General features: G+C 64.6%; 19 protein-coding genes and 4 tRNA genes. 16 read left to right on the plus strand and 7 right to left on the minus strand.

Annotation, left to right across the window (positions count from 1 at the left end):
- Positions 1-87: 87 nt before the first annotated feature.
- Both ARC78_RS04235 and ARC78_RS04240 read left to right on the plus strand, forming a co-directional pair.
- Entirely contained in the window at positions 88-645 is a 558-nt protein-coding gene (locus tag ARC78_RS04235) for an NADPH-dependent FMN reductase (RefSeq protein ID WP_054658701.1), read from the plus strand.
- A 249-nt stretch (positions 646-894) separates the two neighbouring features.
- Positions 895-2,319 carry a replicative DNA helicase gene (locus tag ARC78_RS04240; RefSeq protein WP_054658703.1) on the plus strand — a complete coding sequence of 475 codons (1,425 nt, stop codon included), beginning with the start codon at positions 895-897 and terminating at the stop codon, positions 2,317-2,319.
- 9 nt (positions 2,320-2,328) lie between these two features.
- On the opposite strand, the gene ARC78_RS04245 is transcribed toward ARC78_RS04240, so the two are convergent.
- Positions 2,329-3,192 carry a hypothetical protein gene (locus ARC78_RS04245; protein WP_054658705.1) on the minus strand — a complete coding sequence of 288 codons (864 nt, stop codon included), beginning with the start codon at positions 3,190-3,192 and terminating at the stop codon, positions 2,329-2,331.
- 151 nt (positions 3,193-3,343) lie between these two features.
- Here ARC78_RS04245 and ARC78_RS04250 point away from each other — a divergent pair, with 151 nt between their 5' ends.
- Both ARC78_RS04250 and ARC78_RS04255 read left to right on the plus strand, forming a co-directional pair.
- Positions 3,344-4,753: a cryptochrome/photolyase family protein gene (locus ARC78_RS04250; RefSeq protein WP_057505805.1), complete on the plus strand. Its 1,410-nt coding sequence runs from the start codon at positions 3,344-3,346 to the stop codon at positions 4,751-4,753.
- Positions 4,754-4,889: 136 nt separating this feature from the next.
- Complete coding sequence (locus tag ARC78_RS04255; RefSeq protein ID WP_054658707.1) at positions 4,890-5,588, plus strand: YiaD family glycine zipper/OmpA-like lipoprotein; 699 nt, start codon at positions 4,890-4,892, stop codon at positions 5,586-5,588.
- Positions 5,589-5,651: 63 nt separating this feature from the next.
- Here ARC78_RS04255 and ARC78_RS04260 read toward each other — a convergent pair whose 3' ends face one another.
- On the minus strand, positions 5,652-6,665 hold the full coding sequence (locus ARC78_RS04260) for a GGDEF domain-containing protein (protein ID WP_083468453.1): 1,014 nt from the start codon (positions 6,663-6,665) through the stop codon (positions 5,652-5,654).
- Between the two features lie 103 nt (positions 6,666-6,768).
- Here ARC78_RS04260 and lexA point away from each other — a divergent pair, with 103 nt between their 5' ends.
- From lexA to ARC78_RS04280, 4 genes are read left to right on the plus strand one after another with little or no spacing between them, the layout of a single operon-like run.
- Positions 6,769-7,377, plus strand: coding sequence for a transcriptional repressor LexA (lexA, locus tag ARC78_RS04265; RefSeq protein WP_199398893.1), 609 nt, complete (start codon positions 6,769-6,771; stop codon positions 7,375-7,377).
- Positions 7,377-7,997, plus strand: a complete 621-nt coding sequence (gene imuA, locus ARC78_RS04270) for a translesion DNA synthesis-associated protein ImuA (protein ID WP_057505806.1) — start codon at positions 7,377-7,379, stop codon at positions 7,995-7,997. Before lexA ends, imuA begins: the two co-directional genes overlap by 1 nt.
- A 6-nt stretch (positions 7,998-8,003) precedes the next feature.
- The gene (locus tag ARC78_RS04275) at positions 8,004-9,410 is read left to right on the plus strand and encodes a Y-family DNA polymerase (RefSeq protein WP_057505807.1); all 1,407 of its coding nucleotides are present in this window, start codon (positions 8,004-8,006) and stop codon (positions 9,408-9,410) included.
- On the plus strand, positions 9,407-12,496 hold the full coding sequence (locus ARC78_RS04280) for an error-prone DNA polymerase (protein WP_054656876.1): 3,090 nt from the start codon (positions 9,407-9,409) through the stop codon (positions 12,494-12,496). Before ARC78_RS04275 ends, ARC78_RS04280 begins: the two co-directional genes overlap by 4 nt.
- A gap of 215 nt (positions 12,497-12,711) precedes the next feature.
- On the opposite strand, the gene ARC78_RS04285 is transcribed toward ARC78_RS04280, so the two are convergent.
- The 4 genes from ARC78_RS04285 to ARC78_RS04300 form a co-directional block, all read right to left on the minus strand.
- Positions 12,712-12,787: transfer RNA gene (locus ARC78_RS04285), tRNA-Glu, on the minus strand.
- Positions 12,788-12,839: 52 nt separating this feature from the next.
- Positions 12,840-12,915 (minus strand) — tRNA-Ala (locus ARC78_RS04290).
- Positions 12,916-13,055: 140 nt separating this feature from the next.
- Positions 13,056-13,131: transfer RNA gene (locus ARC78_RS04295), tRNA-Glu, on the minus strand.
- A 52-nt stretch (positions 13,132-13,183) separates the two neighbouring features.
- A tRNA-Ala gene (locus tag ARC78_RS04300) sits at positions 13,184-13,259 on the minus strand.
- A gap of 883 nt (positions 13,260-14,142) precedes the next feature.
- Here ARC78_RS04300 and ARC78_RS04305 point away from each other — a divergent pair.
- On the plus strand, positions 14,143-14,472 hold the full coding sequence (locus ARC78_RS04305) for a hypothetical protein (protein WP_054656878.1): 330 nt from the start codon (positions 14,143-14,145) through the stop codon (positions 14,470-14,472).
- Here ARC78_RS04305 and ARC78_RS04310 read toward each other — a convergent pair.
- Positions 14,466-14,870, minus strand: coding sequence for a hypothetical protein (locus ARC78_RS04310; RefSeq protein WP_054656924.1), 405 nt, complete (start codon positions 14,868-14,870; stop codon positions 14,466-14,468). The two genes, ARC78_RS04305 and ARC78_RS04310, sit on opposite strands and share 7 nt — an antisense overlap.
- A gap of 191 nt (positions 14,871-15,061) precedes the next feature.
- On the opposite strand from ARC78_RS04310, the gene moaA reads away from it, so the two are divergent.
- Genes moaA through ARC78_RS04345 form a run of 7 tightly spaced genes read left to right on the plus strand, consistent with a single transcriptional unit; the run spans position 15,062 to position 19,989 of the window.
- Positions 15,062-16,042, plus strand: coding sequence for a GTP 3',8-cyclase MoaA (gene moaA / locus ARC78_RS04315; protein ID WP_054656880.1), 981 nt, complete (start codon positions 15,062-15,064; stop codon positions 16,040-16,042).
- 7 nt (positions 16,043-16,049) lie between these two features.
- Positions 16,050-17,063, plus strand: a complete 1,014-nt coding sequence (gene moaCB, locus ARC78_RS04320; RefSeq protein WP_054656882.1) for a bifunctional molybdenum cofactor biosynthesis protein MoaC/MoaB — start codon at positions 16,050-16,052, stop codon at positions 17,061-17,063.
- Positions 17,060-18,316, plus strand: a complete 1,257-nt coding sequence (locus tag ARC78_RS04325) for a molybdopterin molybdotransferase MoeA (RefSeq protein WP_054656884.1) — start codon at positions 17,060-17,062, stop codon at positions 18,314-18,316. The genes moaCB and ARC78_RS04325 overlap by 4 nt, the downstream gene beginning before the upstream one ends.
- Positions 18,313-18,573 (plus strand): MoaD/ThiS family protein, encoded by a 261-nt coding sequence (locus ARC78_RS04330; RefSeq protein WP_054656886.1) that lies wholly within the window; start codon positions 18,313-18,315, stop codon positions 18,571-18,573. Before ARC78_RS04325 ends, ARC78_RS04330 begins: the two co-directional genes overlap by 4 nt.
- Before the next feature lie 3 nt (positions 18,574-18,576).
- The gene (locus ARC78_RS04335; protein ID WP_054656889.1) at positions 18,577-19,074 is read left to right on the plus strand and encodes a molybdenum cofactor biosynthesis protein MoaE; all 498 of its coding nucleotides are present in this window, start codon (positions 18,577-18,579) and stop codon (positions 19,072-19,074) included.
- Positions 19,058-19,621 (plus strand): molybdenum cofactor guanylyltransferase, encoded by a 564-nt coding sequence (mobA, locus tag ARC78_RS04340; protein ID WP_054656891.1) that lies wholly within the window; start codon positions 19,058-19,060, stop codon positions 19,619-19,621. Before ARC78_RS04335 ends, mobA begins: the two co-directional genes overlap by 17 nt.
- Complete coding sequence (locus ARC78_RS04345; RefSeq protein WP_054656893.1) at positions 19,618-19,989, plus strand: DUF7009 family protein; 372 nt, start codon at positions 19,618-19,620, stop codon at positions 19,987-19,989. Before mobA ends, ARC78_RS04345 begins: the two co-directional genes overlap by 4 nt.
- Positions 19,990-20,089 lie beyond the last annotated feature (100 nt).

Genomic DNA, 20,089 nt, shown 5'->3' on the forward strand with positions numbered 1-20,089 from the left:
GCCGGCTTCCTTTGATGGGCACGCTCCTTCATCCACCGCGAAGGCGTGCCCGGCTAGTGTCTATCCACTTTTCATGACGAGGTCGCCATGAGCCCCTACAAGATCGCGGTTTTCGTTGGCAGTCTGCGCAAGGAGTCCATCAACCGGCGTCTGGCCCATGCGTTGGAAAAGCTGGCTGGCGACCGGGCCAGCTTCGATTACATCCAGCTCGATGACATCCCGCTGTACAACCAGGATCACGACAGCCGGTTTCCGGCCCAGGGCACACGGCTGAAGAACCAGGTGCGCTCGGCCGATGCGGTACTGTTCATCACGCCCGAGTACAACCGCTCCATTCCCGGGGTGCTCAAAAACGCCATCGATACCGGTTCCAGGCCACAGGGGGACAATGCGTTCCAAGGCAAGCCGGCGGCGCTGATCGGCGCCTCCTTCGGCAGTGCCGGTACCGCCATGGCGCAGCAGCACCTGCGCAACGTGCTGGTGGCGGTGGGCCTGGCCGCAATGGCGCGGCCGGAGGCCTTCGTGCAGTTCAAGGAGGGGCTGATCGAGGCGGACGGCACCGTTGCCAGCGAAGGCACGCGCAAATTTCTGCAAGGCTTTCTGGATGCCTTCTTCGACTGGATCCAGACCCAGCAGCCCAGGTGACCGCCTGGCGCGGCCCCGGTAGCCCCATTCACGGTCGGTACGTGCCCGGGCGTCGGGTTTTGCGATAATCACGCCCCCGGCATTGCAATGGTGCCGGGGGCTTTTCTGTATGGCCACCCACGTCCGGTACGCCAGCGCCCCTGCGCGGGGTTGGTTTGTGGACAGGTTGTCCACAGAGTTGTCCGTACCCCGGTGGCCGATGCCCACCTAACATGGCCGCACGGCCTTACTGCAGGAAATACGCTTTTCATGTCCGCCCGCACTGGTTTCCGTTCCGACCGTAAAGACCGCGCTGATCGTGCCGATCGCAGCGAGCAGCGCATCGACGCCTTGCGTGTGCCCCCGCATTCGGTGGAAGCCGAGCAGGCTGTGCTCGGTGGCCTGATGCTGGCGCCGGAAGCCTATGATCGGGTCAACGAGGCGCTGACCGACAAGGATTTCTACCGGCGTGACCACCAGCTGATCTACCGGGCGATCTGCGAATTGTCCGAGCGCGATCGTCCGTTCGATGCGGTGACGCTGGGTGAGTGGTTCGAATCGCAGGGCAAGATGGAGCTGATTGGCGATGGCGCCTACCTGATCGAGCTGGCCAGCACTACGCCATCGGCCGCCAACATTTCGGCCTATGCCGAGATCGTGCGCGACAAGGCCGTGCTGCGACAGCTGATCCAGGTCGGCACCGACATCGTCAACGATGGCTTCCAGCCCGAAGGCCGCGACAGTTCCGAACTGCTCTCCAGCGCCGAGAAATCGGTGTTCGCCATCGCCGAACAGGGCGCGCGCGGGCGTACCGATTTCGTTGCGATGCCCGGTGCGCTGAAGGATGCGTTCGAGGAGCTGCGCAACCGCTTCGAGAACGGCGGCAACATTACCGGCCTGCCGACCGGCTATACCGATTTCGATGCGATGACCGCCGGCCTGCAGCCGACCGACCTGATCATCCTTGCCGCGCGCCCGGCCATGGGCAAGACCACGCTGGCGCTGAACATCGCCGAGTATGCCGCGATCAAGTCGAAGAAGGGCGTGGCGGTGTTCTCGATGGAAATGTCCGCCTCGCAGCTGGCGATGCGCCTGATCTCCTCCAACGGCCGCATCAACGCCCAGCGCCTGCGCACCGGCCAGCTCGAGGACGAGGACTGGAGCCGCGTCACCGGCGCGATCCGCATGCTCAAGGAAACCAAGATCTTCATCGATGACACCCCGGGCGTATCGCCGGAGATCCTGCGTTCCAAGTGCCGCCGCCTCAAACGCGAGCACGACCTTGGCCTGATCGTGATCGACTACCTGCAGCTGATGAGCGTGCCGGGCAACAGCGAGAACCGCGCCACGGAAATCTCCGAGATCTCGCGCTCGCTCAAGGGCCTTGCCAAGGAACTGAACGTACCGGTGATCGCGCTGTCGCAGCTCAACCGCTCGCTGGAAACGCGTACCGACAAGCGCCCGGTGATGGCCGATCTGCGCGAATCCGGTGCTATCGAGCAGGACGCGGACATGATCGTTTTCATTTACCGAGACGACTACTACAACAAGGAAAGTTCGCCGGACAAGGGCCTGGCCGAGATCATCATCGGCAAGCATCGTGGTGGTCCTACCGGTTCGTGCAAGCTGAAGTTCTTCGGCGAATACACCCGGTTCGACAACCTCTCGCACGATTCGGTCGGCTCGTTCGAGTAAGCCCTCTGCTCAGGGGCGCCCGTTGCGCTCCTGGGTCAACTTGCCCAGCACCTTCACCGCGAAGCCGCCACCGGGCACCACGGTCGACGCCATCTCCGCGCCCAGCTCGAACAGCATCTCGCGCGACATCACCGTGTCCAGCTTGTCGCGGAACCACTGGCCATCCTCCACCACCTCGCCGGTCAGGCCGTCGATTTCGATCACGCCGATCTTGCCGGCGCCGGTCCACAGGTATTCGAAGGCGAACACCGGGCGGAAGTACAGGTTGGCGCTGACGAATTCCAGCAGGTCGTTGTCGATGCGATGGGCGTCGATGGCTTCGGCGGCCAGCTGCGACTTGATCACCTGCACCACCGAGGCGAAGGGCATCTGCGGGGTGACCCCGCCGGGTAGATCCAGTTGCTGCTGCTCCACCGCGCGATAGCGTTCCACGTAGCCCTGCAGCTTGGCCTGGCGGATCGGCCGCTTCAGCCCGTCCTGGTAGAGCAGGGTGTCTATCTTGCGGTGGCACAGTTCGTTGACGGCCAGCTCCACCCGCGGCTTGTTGCCGTTGGCCAGCACTTCGATGGTCTGCCCGGCGATCTCCAGCTGGCGCGCGTAGGGATTGGCGATCTGCAGCGGATACACCGCCTCGTGCAGGTAATCGATCTCGCGCCGCGCGGCCACATACCAGAAAGGCTCATAGCGCAACTCCGACTTGGACAGGTTCACGGTCTCGGTCTTGGGCCTGTTCAGCGGATTGAGCCGGGCCAGCGTGCCAAAAGCGGACAGCTTGCTCTTCTCGGCTTGTTCCTCGGCCGCGCGCGCTGAGTACACTTCATCGAAAACCAGAATCCGGTAGACCGATGCGGCCGGATTGAGCTGCGTTTCCATCGAGTATTCCTCTCTCTGGCGGCGGTCGGTAAGGGCGTCGGGGCCGCGTGGCCGGGGTGTCCCGGAGATGATGGCACAGCATCCCGGGCGCTCTTTTCACGGCGCGACGACCTATCATGAGCGCCTTCAAATCGACTGGTTCTGACTGAAGATGTCCGTTGCGTTGGTATGGTTCAGGCGTGATCTGCGCCTGCAGGACAATCCGGCATTGCAGGCGGCGCTGGCTGCCGGGCACGACCCGGTGCCGGTGTACGTGCATGCGCCGGCTGAGGAGGAGACGTGGGCGCCCGGCGCGGCTTCCGATGCCTGGCTGCATCGCTCACTCGCCGCGCTGGATGCCGATCTGCGTGCGCGTGGTTCGCATCTGGTCATCCGCCGCGGCCCCAGTGCCGGGGCATTGCAGCAGTTGATCGCCGAAACCGGCGCCCAGGCGGTGTACTGGAACCGCAAGTACGAGCCTGTCACCCAGCCGCGTGATGCGGCGATCAAGCGCGATCTGCGCCAGCAGGGACTGCAGGTGGAAAGCCACAACGGCTATCTGCTGTTCGAACCCTGGGAGCTGACGACCCAGCAGGGCGGCCCCTACAAGGTATTCACGCCGTTCTGGCGCAATGCGCTGAGCCGCTGGCGTCTGGCGGAGCTTTGCGCTGCGCCGGATATGCTGGCCGCGCATGGGATCGATGGATTGCCCCTGGAGGCACTGGGCCTGTCGCCGCGATTGGCTTGGGATGCCGGTTTCTGGGAGCGCTGGCAGCCCGGCGAGGCCGGTGCGCAGCAAACGCTGGAGGTGTTCACCGACGGTGCGCTCAACGGTTACTGCGAACAGCGCGACCTGCCGGACCGTGTCGGTACCTCCCTGATCTCGCCCCACCTGCATTTTGGCGAGATTGCACCGTGGCGCATCGCCCATGTGCTGCAGGGAATTCGTAGTGCCGGGCGCAATGCCGATATCGACGGCTACCTGCGCCAGCTGGGCTGGCGCGAATTTTCCTGGCATCTGCTGCATCACTTCCCGCAGACCTCGGATGCCAACCTCAATCCGCGTTTTGATGGCTTTGCCTGGGCGCCGCCGCAGCAAGCATTGCTGGAGGCCTGGCGGCAAGGACGTACCGGCATCCCCATCATCGATGCCGGCATGCGCGAGCTGTGGGCAACGGGCTACATGCACAACCGGGTGCGGATGCTGGTGGGAAGCTTCCTGTGCAAGCACTTGCGCATCCACTGGCTGCAAGGCGCGCGCTGGTTCTGGGACACGCTGGTGGATGCCGATCTGGCCAACAACAGCATGGGCTGGCAATGGATCGCCGGCACCGGCGCCGATGCGGCGCCGTACTTCCGCGTATTCAATCCGGTCACGCAGGCGCAGAAGTTCGACCCGCAGGCGCGCTACATCACGCGCTGGGTGCCGGAGCTGGCGAAGTTGCCGGTGAAAGCGCGCTTTGCGCCGTGGCTGTCGCCCGGATTGCTGGCGGAAATGGCCCCGTCGTATCCGGCACAGCCGCTGGTGGATCTGGCAGAAGGCCGGGAGGCGGCGCTGGCGGCCTATCACCTCTGCCGTTAGCCGCTTTCGTTCCCGTGGCAGCTTTATGAATGGATGCCATGGGTAGGCGATTTTCATCATGTCCGGATTGCGCAGTGCTGTTTATGCTGCGCGGGCAAATCCCCGCTGGCCCGGCCGGCTCATGAAGGAGACTCAGATGATCCCACTTACCGTTGTTCGCAATCTTTCCATTGGTCTGGTGGCCGCTGCCGTCCTTTCGGCCTGTGCCACCGGTGGTTCGTACGTGCAGAGCGACCAGTACGGCAACCCTTCGCAGCAGCAGAACCGTACCGGCAAGGGCGCGCTGATCGGTACCGCCATCGGCGTAGCCGCCGGCCTGTTGAGCGGTGACAGCGCCACCGAGCGCCGTCAGCGCGCGATGGTGGGCGCCGGTATCGGTGCACTGGGAGGCGCCGCGGTAGGCAACTACCAGGACCGCCAGGAGCGCGCATTGCGTGAGCGCACCGCCAACACCGGTATCGATGTTCAGCGCCAAGGCGACAACATCACCCTGAGCCTGCCCGATGGCATCACCTTCGATTTCAACAAGACCTCGCTCAAACCGCAGTTCTACGGGGCGCTCAACGGCGTGGCCAGCACCCTGCGCGAATACAACCAGACCATGATCGAGGTGGTTGGGCATACCGACAGCATCGGCACCGATGCGGTGAACAACCGCATCTCCAAGGAGCGCGCCGATGCCGTGGCCGCCTATCTCACCGCCCAGGGCGTGCAGCGTGAACGCATCGAGACGCTGGGCGCCGGCAAGGCCTATCCGATTGCCGACAACAGCACCGAAGCCGGTCGCGCGCAGAACCGCCGCGTCGAGATCCGTGTGATCCCGCTGCGTTCGTGATCCATCGGTAGTTGATCCAGGTGAAGGGCCGCGCGAGCGGCCCTTTTCCCGTGAACAGCAGCGCTAGGGAAGATCGTCGGCGATGGCAAAGCTGTTGCGGCCTTCGCTCTTGGCCCGGTACAACGCCGCATCGGCACGCGAGAACCAGTCCTGCCAGTGCTGTTCGCCGCCATACATTGCCGCGCCCAGCGAGATGGTGATGCGTCCGTCAGGCCCGTTCAGCGCCTGGAAGACCGCATTGCGGATGCGTTCGCTGAAGCCGGCCAGCGCTTCGCGCGAGCCGGTTTCGGCCAGTATCACGAACTCCTCGCCACCGAAGCGGAATACCTTGTCGTTGTCGCGAAGCTCGGCGTGCAGGATGGCGGCAAGATCGGACAATGCCGCATCACCTGCAGCATGGCCATGACGGTCATTGACCTCTTTGAAATGGTCGATATCCAGCACCACCAAGGCCTGCCGGAAGCGGTTTTCGCGCGCACCGTTGATCTGTTGTTGCAGGGCTTTTTCCAGCGCGCGGCGATTGGGCAGGCCGGTCAGTGCGTCCAGCGAGGCCAGAAGCTCCAGCCGGGTGTGATCGCCCTGGAGGCGTCGTGAAAAGCGATAGCCGAAGCCGAAGATCAGGATGATGACCACCAGCGCCTGCAGATCCGGAGGCGGGCCGCGCAGCAGCGGGGGCATGGCGATCAGGCCGGCGACCAGCAGCAGGTTGGCGGGTGTTGCAATGCTCTGACGCACGAGGAAGAAATTGGCCATCAAGGCCAGGTACGACCAGGGCAGCGCGCTCCTGCCGAGCAGCCCTGCGGCGAGCAGGCAGCCGGTGATATGCGCGATGCACAGCAACAGACCCGCCGCGCCCATCTTTGGAGCGCGCCTGTAGATCAGAGTGCAGGCGATGACCGCAGGGGTCGCGACGGCTGCGCTGCACAGTGCCCATCCCCATTGGCGGTTGAGCGCCAGCCAGACACTGAAGAACAGCAGCAGCAGGCTGGTGGTCGGGGCAATGGTGCGCAATGGCACCCTGCGCAACTCGTGCGGCAGGTTGGGAGAAGAGGGGGAAGGACCGCTGGCGGGTTCCATGGTTCGCGAACGATAGCAGGCTGTGGGGCGATGTTGGATTTCGCCTGAATTGGACCCTTCAAGCGCTGGCAGGTTCCCTTGTGATGGAGTACAAATGTACTCCATGAGTGACCTTAGTCCCCGCCGTGCCGCGATCCTCGCCTTCATCCATGACCGTGTCGACGGGCAAGGACAGCCACCGACGCTGGCCGAAATCGCGCAGGCCTGCGGTCTGGCCTCGCGCGGGGCGGCCCGCAAGCATGTTTTGGCGCTCTCCGAAGCCGGATTGATCGATGTCACCGCTAGACAGGCCCGCGGTATCCGGCCGGCTGATTTCCGCGCTCGCGCCGACCGGTTGCAGGTTCCCATCCTGGGGCGGGTGGCGGCCGGCCTCCCTATCGGTGCCGATGCCGGACTGGTGGATACGTTGGAGCTGGATGCGCGGCTGTTTGCGGCCCGGCCGGATTATCTGCTGCGCGTGCAGGGCGATTCGATGATCGAAGACGGCATCCTGGATGGCGACCTGGTCGCCGTACGTCGCGCGGATGACGCGTACGACGGACAGACGGTGGTGGCACGGCTGGAGGGCGAGTTGACCATCAAGCGTCTGTCGCGCGGCGGCGCCCACGTGCGCCTGCTGCCACGGAATCCGGCCTATGCGCCGATAGAGATACAGCCGGATCAGGAGTTCGCCATCGAGGGCGTGTTCTGTGGGCTGGTGCGACGCGGCTGATGGGCGCGGTCGTTGCCCTCGACAGCCTGTTGCAGGAACGCCGTGTCTGGCGTGGACGGCCGGCTGCGCTGCCGGCCAGCCGGCAACCTACCGGGCATCCGCTGTTGGACGAAGTCTTGCCGAGCGGTGGCTGGCCGGAGGCGGCACTGAGCGAAATCCTGCTGCCTGCCGAGGGGGTGGGGGAGTTGCGCCTGCTGTGGCCCACGCTGACGCGGTTGACCCGTGCCGGAGAACGGGTGGTGCTGGTGGCGCCGCCGCATATTCCCTATGCGCCGGCCTGGCAGGCGGCGGGAGTGGATCTTCGCCAGGTGCAGGTGGTGCAGGCCGACGGGTTGCGCGACGCATTGTGGGCCAGTGAGCAGTGTCTGCGTTCGGGTAGTTGTGGAGCGGTGCTGTGCTGGCCCCAGTTGACCGAAGACAAGGCGCTGCGGCGCTTGCAGGTGGCGGCCGAATCCGGGCGGACACTGGGGTTTGCGTGCCGGCCGTTGCAGGCGGTGTGCAATCCGTCGCCCGCGGCGTTGCGTATCGCCATCGATGCGCAGCCGGCGCAGCTGCGGGTGCTCAAGTGCCGGGGGGGGATGCCTCCGTCCCGGCCGCTGCCGTTTGCACGGATGCAGTGAGGCACCATGCGCTGGGCCTGCATTCTGCTGCCACATCTGGCCATGGACGGCGTGCTGCGTGGTTGCGCCGAACCGGCGCTGCCGCGCGTGCTGGTCAGTGGTCCGGCCCAGCGGCGGGTGCTGCATTCGGTGAGCCCGGCCGCCGCAGCGCTGGGATTGAAGGCGGGTCAGTCGCTGGTGACCGCACAGGCATTGGTTGCCGGTTTCCAGGTGCAGCCCCATGCACCGCAGATGCAGACGCATTGGCAGGAATTTCTGGCGGCATGGGCCTACCGTTTCAGTTCGCAGGTAAGTCTGCAATACGCGCAGGCATTGATCATCGAGGTCGAGCACAGCCTGGGTCTGTTTGGTCCGTGGCCACAATTCGAGGCGCGCTTGCGACGTGAGCTGGACGCGCTGGGTTTCCGCCATCGCATCGCCCTGGCCCCCAATCCGGTGGCGGCGCGGGCGCTGGCCAATGCCGGCGACGGCCTGGTTGTGGATGAGGCCGGACTGGCCGCGCTGCTGGGCCAGTTGCCGGTGGCGCGGACAGGTTTCGGGGCTGCGGCCGCTGCGGCGTTGGCGCGCATGGGCGTGCGCAAGGTCCGGCAGTTGCAGGCGCTGCCGCGTGCCAGCATAAACCGCCGGTTTGCTCCGGAAGTACTGCAGCATCTGGATGCATTGCTCGGTGAGCGTGCTTTCGTATTGCAGCCTTATCAGCCGCCGGAGGTGTTCGAACTGCGCATCGAACTGGGCTATGAAGTGGAATCCTCGCAGGCGTTGCTGTTCCCGTTGCGGCGGCTGACCTCCGACCTGGCTGCGTTTCTGGCCGGGCGCGATGGCAGCGTTCAACGGTTTTCACTGTTGCTGGAGCATGAAGACCGGCCCTTGACCTGCATCGATATCGGCCTGCTTTCAGCCGAACGCGATGCCGGGTTGCTGTTCGATATCGCGCGCAGCCGCTTGGAGCAGGCGGAAATTCCCGCCCCGGTGCGCCAGTTCGGGCTGCGTGCTGACCAGCTGCCTGTATTTGTGCCGGAATATCGGGAGCTGTTTGATGCCCGGCCCCAGCAGAGCATGCCGTGGGAGCAGCTGCGCGAACGTCTGCGCGCACGCCTGGGCGACCAGGCGGTGCACGGGCTGCGTGTGCATGCCGACCATCGCCCGGAACAGGCGTGGCGGAGCGACATGGCAGGCCTGGCGGGTGATGTCCCGGCCCTGTTGCGCCCCGGTTGGCTGCTGCGCGAACCCCGGCCGTGGCCAGGGGCGGCGCCGGAGCTGCTGTCCGGGCCGGAGCGGATTGAAAGTGGCTGGTGGGAGGCGGATATACGGCGGGACTACTACCGGGTCGCTACTCGCTTCGGCCAGCAGGCCTGGGCCTGGCGCGACGTGGGCGGCGAAGGCGGGTTCATGCTGCATGGCTGGTTTGCATGAGTGAGGGATATGCCGAGCTGCATTGCCTGTCGGCCTTCAGTTTCCAGCGCGGCGCCTCGACTGCGGATGAGCTGTTTGCCCGCGCCAGGCACCACGCCTACAGCGCGCTGGCGATCACCGACGAATGCTCGCTGGCCGGCATCGTGCGCGCACTGCGGGCATCGGAAGCCAGTGGCGTGCCGTTGATTGTCGGCAGTGAAATACAGCTGGAGGCTGGCCCTCGGCTGGTGTTGCTGGTGGAGGATGACAACGGCTACCGCAGCCTGTGCTGGCTGATCACCCAGGCCCGGCGACGTGCCGACAAGGGCCAATACCGGCTGCTGGCCGAGGATCTCGAGCAGGTGGATCGCAGCGGTCTGCTGGCGCTGTGGCTGCCGCCGGCGGTGCCGGAGCCGGCGCACGGGTGTCGCCTGCGGGAATGGTTTGCCGATCGTTGCTGGATCGCGGTCGAGCTGCATCACGGGGCGGATGATCCAGGGCGCCTTCAGTTATTGCAGCGCTTGGGCGCGGAGCTGGGGATGCCGCTGGTGGCGTCCGGTGATGTGCACATGCACGCGCGGGGGCGGCGTGCCCTGCAGGACGTGATGACGGCTATCCGCCACCGCGTCACCGTGGCCGACGCCGGTCATCTGCTGTTTCCCAACGGCGAGCGGCATCTGCGGCCGCTGTCCGCCCTGCGGTCGATCTATCCGTCCGCGCTGCTGCGCGAAACGCTGCGGATAGCAGCGCGTTGTACCGGTTTCGACCTGAGAAAAGCCGTGGACTACCTGTATCCCAGTGAGTTGGTGCCTGCCGGCCATACGCCGCAAAGCTGGCTGGCTGAGCTGGTGAGGCAGGGCGCCTGCAGACGTTGGTCGCAAGGGACGAGCCCCCAGGCGCAGGCACTCATCGACAAGGAGCTGGCGTTGATTGCCCGCAAGCGTTATGCCTCCTATTTCCTCACTGTGCATGACCTGGTGGCCCACGCCCGCAGCCTCGGCATCCTCTGCCAGGGGCGCGGTTCGGCGGCCAACTCGGTGGTGTGCTTCGTATTGGGAATCACCGAGCTGGATCCTTCGCACAGCCACCTGCTGTTCGAGCGTTTCATTTCAGAAGATCGCGACGAACCGCCGGATATCGACGTCGATTTCGAGCACGAGCGGCGGGAGGAAGTCATCCAGTATGTGTTTGCACGTTACGGACGCGAGCGGGCCGCGTTGGCTGCGGTAGCCACCCAGTACGGCGGACGCGGGGCGATCCGCGATGTGGCGCGGGTGCTGGGGATGCCCGGTGACGCGATCAGCCGGCTGACCAGCTGTATCGGCCAGTGGTCGGACCGCCTGCCCGACGGGGAGCGATTGCGCGAGCACGGGTTCGACCCGGACAGCCCGCTGCTGCATCGCATCCTGGTGCTGGCTGGCGAACTGATCGACTTTCCGCACTACCTGTCGCAGCACCCCGGCGGGTTCGTCATTTCCGAGCGGCCATTGCACAGCATGGTGCCGGTGGAGAACGCCGCGATGGCCGCACGCACGGTGATCCAGTGGGACAAGGATGACCTGGAGTTCCTCGGCCTGATGAAGGTCGACGTGCTGGCGCTGGGCATGCTTACCGCAGTGCGGCGCTGCTTCGATCTGATACGGCACCATCGCGGGCGTCAGCTCACCCTGGCCACGATTCCGAAGGAGGACGCGGACACCTACGCCATGATCAGCCGTGCCGATACCGTGGGTGTATTCCAGATCGAATCACGCGCACAGATGGCGATGCTGCCGCGATTGCGGCCACAGACGTTCTACGACCTAGTGATTGAAGTGGCGATCGTGCGCCCGGGGCCGATCCAGGGGGACATGGTGCATCCCTATCTGCGGCGTCGAACCGGTGAGGAGCAGGTCAGCTATCCCTCACCGGCGTTGGAGCAGGTGCTGGAGCGCACCTTGGGAGTGCCGCTGTTCCAGGAGCAGGTGATGCAGATCGCGATGGTCGCGGCCGGTTACAACGCCAGCGAGGCCGATGCGCTGCGGCGCTCGATGGCGGCATGGAAACGCCATGGCGGCCTGGAGCATCATCGCGAGCGTCTGACTGCGGGGATGTTGGCGCGCGGCTATCCCTTGGAATTTGCAGAACGTATCTTCGAGCAGATCAAAGGCTTCGGCAGCTACGGTTTTCCGGAAAGCCATGCCGCCAGCTTCGCGCTGATCGCCTATGCCAGCAGCTGGCTCAAATGCCACTACCCGGCCGAGTTCGCCTGCGCCTTGCTCAACAGCCAGCCGATGGGCTTCTACAGCCCGGACCAGCTGCTGCAGGATGTGCGTCGACATGGCGTCGCAACGCGGCCGCTGGACGTGCGCTACAGCGGCTGGGACTGCTCCCTGGAACCCGAGCGCGATGGCCGGCGCCTGGCTATCCGTCTGGGGTTCTGCCTGGCGCGCGGCTTCAATCAGGCAGATGCGCTGCGTATCGAGCAGGCGAGGGCACAGCGGGCGTTCGCCGATGTCGCCGACCTGTGCCAGCGAGCGGCGCTGGATGGTCGCACCCGCGCGCTGCTGGCGGATTCCGGCGCTTTGCGCGGAATGGCGGGGCATCGCCACCGCGCGCGCTGGGTGGTCGCCGGCGTGGAAGCGATGCGGCCGTTGTTCCAGGGCCTGGCCGAGACCGACGAGGCGGCGGTGGCCTTGCCGATGCCAAGCGCGGGGGAGGATCTGGTGGCCGACTATGCACTGCTGGGCACCACCCTGTCCGCCCATCCCCTGTCACGCCTGCGGGCGCAGTTGCGGGCCCGGCGCTGCCGCAGCTCCAACGATCTGGCAACGATGCCGGCTGCAGGCCGCGTGGTGGTTGCCGGGCTGGTGCGTGGTCGCCAGCGCCCGCAGACCGCCAGTGGCGTTACCTTCCTGACGCTGGAGGATGAGTTTGGCCAGATCAACGTTGTGGTCTGGCGGCAGCTTGCCGAGCGCCAGCGCCAGGTCTTCCTTGAATCCCGCCTGATACAGGTCAGCGGACGCCTCGAAGTCGAAAACGACGTACGGCATCTTGTCGCCCGCCGCCTGGAGGATCTGACGCCGCTGCTGGGGGGGCTGGATGTGCAAAGCCGGGATTTTCATTGAATGACGCCGGCTCGGTGACTCGCCTGGGGAGCCCGGACGCCCCGGTTTCGAGCAGCGCAACAACCTGGAGGGCAATCCTCGCGCATTGCGAAGGGATTGCCTCAAAGAAACCCGCATGGGAGTGGCTTGTCTGGCGGAAGGACTCGCCGGATCGCGGTTGTAGTGGATCATTTCAGGCAAGAAAAAAGCCCCGATTTCTCGGGGCTTTTTAGAAATGGCGTCCCCACGGGGATTCGAACCCCGGTCGCCACCGTGAAAGGGTGATGTCCTAGGCCTCTAGACGATGGGGACGCGTATTCTGAAAATCTCAAGTTGTAAGTCCGAACGGCCTAAAGTCCGGATTTGGTGGAGCCAAGCGGGATCGAACCGCTGACCTCCTGCATGCCATGCAGGCGCTCTCCCAGCTGAGCTATGGCCCCACGTTGTTTTGCGAGCTCGCCATTATAGCGGGCTTTTGCTGGAATGGAAGAGGTGGGCTTCCTCTTTGGGACCGCTTGGGAGTGCGGTTCCTCCAACAAAAAAGACCCGGTTTCTTGGGTCTTCAGTTTTACTTGATGAATGGCGTCCCCACGGGGATTCGAACCCCGGTCGCCACCGTGAAAGGGTGATGTCCTAGGCCTCTAGACGATGGGGACGCGTAAACTTCATCAAATTTTTCGACAATCCAGACGGCCTAATGTCCGGATGTGGTGGAGCCAAGCGGGATCGAACCGCTGACCTCCTGCATGCCATGCAGGCGCTCTCCCAGCTGAGCTATGGCCCCGACGTTGCCGAGGAGGAAATAGTAACGGGGCTTTGTTTTTCCCGCAAGCAATTTGTTAAAAAATTTCACGACTGTTTATGCGGATGCGGGCTGCGTGCTCTGTCCCCCACACAGCAGGCATTTGCCTGACATCCGCCTACGGATGTTTCCGGCATCCACAGTTGGTCTGCCCGGGTAGCGTCGATGCTGTCGCTGGCCCTACGGAGGGGAGATGCCTATCTGGATGATGTCTTCGATTCTGGCGTTGCAGCTCGCCGGTGGGCAATCCGCATTGCACGTCTTCAAGTGCATGGATGCAGGAATCACGGCCTATCAATCTACACCGTGCACAAGCCGCCAAGTGACCTCCTGGGAGGTGGTTTCCGAACGCGTAGATCCCGAGATCGAGCGGAAGCTGGAGCAACTGCGCGTGGAGCTGCGCAGCCGGAATAGCGTAGCCGTCGCCCGTGGCGGGAGCCGATCACGCTTGCGCCGGCAGAGCGTCCCATCCCCCAGTGCCTGTGAGCGCGCCAGGTCGGGGAGAGAGGCCGCCTTCAAGAAGGCCGGCCACAAGCGGAGTTTTCACCTGTCAAGCCGCTGGGACAACGCAGTCCATGATGCATGTCGATGAGCGGATCTGCACTCTGGCAGAGCATGCGGTTCTTGAAGTTGGAACTCGCTGGCAGGTGCAGTGAAAAATGCGGCGGCCCCCGACCGGGTGGCAGCCAAGGATGCACGGTGTATCACTTCAGCAATCCCTGTATGGGTGTTTGACATGCTGCTCGACACCGCAGGTGCGTTGGCTCCCCAGATGGGGGGCGCAGATCGGGCTGCCTCGATTTGACCCGGTTGCCTAACCGGCGCAAGCTCAAGCCCTGCGTTGCACAACCCAGGACCGGAGATCATGACTGCTGTCACTTCGATGAGTGCCCCGGGCGACAAGCTGCCCTCTTCGCGCCTTTGGCGGGTGTTCTGGCTGCAGGGCGTGCTTCCCAGCAACCTTTTATGGGCAGGAGCGATGTGGGCTCTGGCGCAGGGCAAGTTGCCGCTGCTGCTGGGGCTGTTCGTGGTACTGCTGCTGTACACCGGCTGGATCATCCCGGCGGTATGGCGCGCTTCGGCCAATGCTCGAACGCCCGGGTATGGATTGGCCGCGCGTGGCTTGACCGTTGCATGGGGATTGAACACGGTGCTGGTGGTGTTCTTTCTGACCCTGCAACTGTTGGCTCAATAAAATTGAATGGGATCACCCTCCCGGTCGAAGGCCGCGAAACGGCTGATTTGTCCGTTGTTGATGGCATTGACCATAAGCCGTAGCGGTTGAGCGGCTTCATCACTGGAAGGAGGGATCCCGGCGCGACCTTCCATGGCGGCGACAAACACCAGATCCCAGGTCAGGCCTGTGTTGCCGGACTCGCTGGCCAGTGCGCGGAATGAGGCGATTTCCTGCGGTGCCTTGTCCACGCATAGCACTGGCGTCAGGGTGCCACCTTCTCCCTGGGCATGGCGCTCATGCTGGTCGCGGGTAGGGGATTCGGGAAGTTCGGTGCGGACAAATACGAACAGCAGGCGCTGGGGTTGCGCCTGTTCGCCGGCGGCACGCAGCAGATCATCGAAATTGCTCAGCATCATGATGGAGTTCACGGGAAGCAGGTCCGGGAACAGGCATGCTGCCATAACCATCACGCAACCGGCGGGGATGAAGACTTGATTTAAGTCATGTCACTGCAGCATCTCGCCACGTAGGCTGGCGCCGGGCCGCTGCTTAAAGGGCTGGTACCCCGGGCGAGCATGGAAATCTCGAGTCAGGAGGTGATACAGCCATGAATCAACTTGCTGACGGCTTCGGTCGCCGCTTTCCCTATCTGCGGCTGTCGCTCACCGAGGCCTGCAATTTCCGTTGCCGCTATTGTCTGCCTGAGGGCTATCAGGCAGACGGTCGACCGAAATTCCTGACAGTCGACGAAATCGCCCGGCTGGTGCGCGCATTTGCGATCCTGGGCATGCACAAGATCCGCCTGACCGGTGGCGAGCCCAGCCTGCGCAAGGATCTGGAGCAGATCATCGCCACCGTGGCGCAGGTGCCGGGCATCCGCAAGGTCGCCATCACCACCAATGGCACCTTGTTGCCACGACATCTGCCGGGGTGGAGCCGCGCCGGTCTCAACGCATTGAACGTGAGCATGGACAGCCTGCAGCGCGAGCGCTTCCGTGCCATCACCGGGCACGACCGGTTACCGCAAATCATGGAAGGCATCGCCCTGGCACAGGCCTTGGGCATTCCATCGATCAAGCTCAACGCGGTACTGCTGCGTGGCGTCAATGACGATGAGCTTCCGCAATGGATGGAGTTCCTGCGCGAGCGTCCGCTGAGCATCCGCTTCATCGAATTGATGCGCACCGGTGACAACGCCGATTATTTCGAGCGCTATCACCTGCGTGCCGAGGTGTTGGTCGAGCAACTGCTGGCCGCCGGATGGAGTGAGCGTGCGCGCGCCGCCGATGCCGGCCCGGCCCGTGAGTTCGCCCATCCCGACTACTGCGGCCGTGTGGGCATCATCGCGCCGTATTCGCGCGATTTCTGTCGAGGCTGCAACCGTTTGCGCGTGACCGCGCGCGGCGACTTGCGGCTATGCCTGTTTGGCGACTTCGGGGTGCCGTTGCGACCGCTGCTGCAATCAGATGATGACAGTGATGCGCTGTTGGCGCGCATCACCACCCAGTTGGGCTTGAAGGCGGCCGGGCACGGACTGCATCAGGGCCTGACCGGCTTGACCCCGCACCTGGCCTCGATTGGAGGATGAAAGAACGATGAGCGTTGGAATGAGTGCGGCTTTCCATATGGCCGATGTCCGTGACAAACGCGTGACCCGGCGTCGTGCGGTGGCGGTGGGTGAGCTGATTGCCGGACCCGCGGCGTATCCGATGATCGTCGAGCGTCGGCTGCCCAAAGGCGATGCCCTGGTCATGGCGGAGATCGCCGGGCTGCAGGGGGCCAAGTCGGCCTCGACACTGATGCCGTTGTGCCATCCACTGCCGCTGGAACTGGTACGCGTGTACTGCGCGCCGGTGCCCGAACGGCAGGCGATCCGGGTGTGGTGCGAATGCGCCAGTGAAGCGCGTACGGGCGTGGAGATGGAGGCACTGGCCGGTGTCAATGCCGCCCTACTCACGCTGTATGACCTGAGCAAGCCGGTTGAGCCGGCGCTGGAAATCAGTGGTATCCGCCTGCTGTTCAAGGAAGGTGGCAAGAGTGGGGTGTGGATGCATCCACAGGGCATGGCGACCGACGAGCTGGCACGCTTCCAGCCGCGTTCGCCCAAAGGACTGCACGGCACGCGCTGCGCGGTGATCACCCTCAGTGACCGTGCGAGCGATGGCCGCTATATCGACGAGTCCGGCCCAGGCCTGGTGCAGCGGCTGCAGACACTCGGTGGCGATGTGGAAACGGTGGAAGTGCTGCCGGACGGTATCGAGCCACTGGCGGGGCGCCTGCAGGCGCTGGCAGCTGACGGGGTGCGGCTGTGCATCTGCACCGGCGGCACCGGACTGGGGCCGCGTGATCTCACCCCCGAAGCCTTGCAGTCGCTGGGGGGACGTCGTGTCGAAGGGCTGGCCGAGATGGTGCGCAGCCTCAGCGCGCAGCATACCCAGCACGCCTGGTTGAGTCGCGCTGAAGTGGTTCAGCTGGGCACGATGCTGGTGATCGCATTGCCGGGAAGCCCACGTGCGGCAAAGCAGTGTCTGGATATCCTGGCACCGCTGCTGGGCCATGCGCTGGCCATGATCGGCGGTGGCAGCCATGACGAAGGCGGGCATGCATGATCAGTTATGCCGAGGCGCTGCACCATCTGATGGCGGCGGCCCAGCCGTTGCCGGCTGAAACACTGCCGCTGGAACGGGCGGAAGGACGTACGCTGGCAGTGGCCGCGACTAGCATGCAAGCATTGCCGCCGTTCAACAACTCGGCGATGGATGGATTCGCGCTGCGCGCCGCCGGTGCGGTGGTTGCCGCCGGCAGCACTTTCGAGGTGCAGGGCTGGCAAGCTGCCGGCGATGCCGCAGCCCGAGGCGGGGCCGGCGCCTGGGAAGTCATGACCGGTGCGCGGATGCCCGAAGGTCTGGACAGCGTCGTGCCGGTGGAGCAGGTCGAGGTCCTGGAGGCCGATGCCGGGCGACCGCTGCGTATCCGCCTGCGGGAGGCGCTCAAGCCCGGGCAGCATGTACGCCTTCGCGGGCAGGACGTGGAGCTCGGCGAGGTGGTGCTTGCCGCAGGCACGTTGCTCGACATCAATGCCTTGACCCTGTTGCAGGCGATCGGCACGGTCAGCGTGCCGGTCCGCCAGCAGCCGCGCGTGGCAGTCATCGCCACCGGCAAGGAGCTGGTCAGCGACGCCGGACAGGCGCTGGAATCGGGACAGATCCGCGACAGCAATCGGCCATATCTGGTCCGCCGCCTGAAAGCGGCGGGGGCCGACGTGGTGTGGCAGGGCGGGGTGGCCGATGAGATGGCGGATTTCACCCGGGCGCTGGAGGACGCACTGCGCGCAGGGGCGCGGCTGCTGGTCAGTACCGGTGCGGTGTCGCAAGGGCGCTACGACTTCCTTCCCGATGCCTTGCGTGCACGTGGCGCGCAGATCATTTTCCACAAAGTCGCGATCCGCCCGGGCAAGCCATTGCTGTTCGCGCGGCTGCCGGACGGCGCATTGTATTTCGGCCTGCCCGGCAATCCGGTCTCGGCGGCGGTGGGCCAGCGCTTTTTTGTCGAGCCGGTCTTGCGCCGACTGTTGGGACTGGAGGATGAACCGGTTTTGCAGCTGCCGCTGCAGGCCGACGTGCCCAAGCCACCGGGGCTGCGCGCGCATGTCCGCGCACGGGTGGAAGTGGACGCGGCAGGACGCTTGAGTGTCCGCGTGCTGGGTGGGCAGGAATCGTTCCGTTTGAAGACCACGCTGCAGGCCAATGCCTGGGCGGTACTGGAGGAAGAGGGCGGTCTCGCCGTTGCCGGCACGCCGGTTCGTGTACAGGGCTGGGGTCACTGCGAACCGGTGCAACTGGTTGCACAGGAGATGTCATGAAACAGATGCAGGTTCAGCTGTTCGGCGCGTTTTCGGATCTGGATCCGCAGCGCGAGATCGAGGTGGTCACGCATGGCGAGCACATCGCGGATCTGCGCCAGGCATTGCGTGAATTGATCGTGCAGCGCTGGCCACAGTTCCGCGCGGGGCTTATCGACTACTCCGTTTTTGCCGACGAGCAGCGGGTGTTGCGTGACGATGATCCGCTGCCGGACGATGGCCGTGTTGCCATCCTGCCTCCCGTCAGCGGAGGCTGAACCATGCGCACAGGCAGCCTCTGGAAAATTGTTGAACGGGCGAACGGCAGGGTTGATCCAGCCGAAGCCATCGACTTCGTTTCCGATCCCGCATTCGGCGGCATCGATGTGTTTATCGGCAAAGTGCGTGATCTCAACCAGGGACGTGGTGTGCAGGGCATCACCTATGACCTGTTCGAGCCGCTGGTCATGAACGAGTTCCAGCGCCTTGTCGCCGAGGTCGAGGCGGACTTCGGTCCGCGCATCAAGCTATATGTGGCACATGCCAAAGGCCGGTTGGCGGTGGGCGATGTCGCCGTGGTGGTGGCTGCCGGAACACCCCATCGCGATGAGGCGTTCCGGGCGTGCCGGCAGCTGATCGAGGCGGTGAAGCACCGTTCGCCGATCTGGAAACAGGAGCACTATCTGGACGGTGACAGCCAGTGGAGTGAGGGCTGCGCGTTGTGTGAGCCGGTCGTGGGGCCGGCGGACGAGAGACACGTTCATGAACACCCGCACTGAGTCTTCACTGCTGGCCGGCATCGTGCTGGCCGGAGGTCTGTCCAGCCGGATGGGACAGGACAAGGCGCGGCTGCTGTGGCGCGGGCGGCCTTTACTGACGCACATGTGCGGGCTGCTTGAGCAGTCCGGTGCACGACCGGTCAGGGTGAGCGGTGACTATCCGGATTTCGACGCGGTACCCGACAAGCTGCCAGGTTGCGGCCCACTGGGCGGCTTGTACAGCGTGTTGCCGATACTTGATGATGGTCCCGCGTGGGTGGTCCCGGTAGATATGCCGCGCTTGAACAAGGCATTGCTTGGGCGCCTGCGGGATGCCGGACCGGCGCCGTGCGTGATCTTCCAAGGGCAACCGCTGCCGATGCGGTTGAACATCGACGATGCATGCCGCAAGGTAGTGGCGTCCATGGTCCAGCAACGCGAAGGGCCGCGTTCCCTGCACGCCCTGCAAGCGCGCCTTGGCGTACTTGAGCTGCCCTTGTCGGACGATGTCGCTCCATGGCTGGTGAACTGCAATACCCCCGCACAATGGGAGGAGGTTGCATCATGAAAGTGCAGATTCACCGCCAATCGATACGATTGCGTATTGATGAGGCGGAATTGGCCAGACTCCTGGCCGGCCAGAGGGTGGAAAACCACACTCGTCTGGCTGCTGAGCGCTGCTGGTCGCAGACCCTGCGCCTAGTTCCTTCCGGTGAAGTCCTCATCACGGGTGATACGGCGATACTGCAGATCAGCCTTCCGCGCGATGCCGTGTTGGCGTTGCAGGCGCGGTTGCCGTGCCGTGACGGCCTGAGCTTTGACGTTGCTGCGGGCGGAGAACCGCTGCAGTTGCGGCTTGACGTGGATATACGCGACAGCCTGCGACAGCGCGGTCCTTCGCGCCGGTCCGCGGCGGCCACATCCTCCATGGTTTGACATATATCAGGAAACCGGCGCGCAGGCGCCGTTGATTGATCCAGATCAATCGCGCCACCAGCGCGGCCCGGGCTTAATGGCGCCGGTGGCGCGATTGAGC

It is taken from the genome of Stenotrophomonas pictorum JCM 9942 (genome assembly GCF_001431585.1).
In the GTDB taxonomy this organism is placed as follows: domain Bacteria; phylum Pseudomonadota; class Gammaproteobacteria; order Xanthomonadales; family Xanthomonadaceae; genus Stenotrophomonas; species Stenotrophomonas pictorum.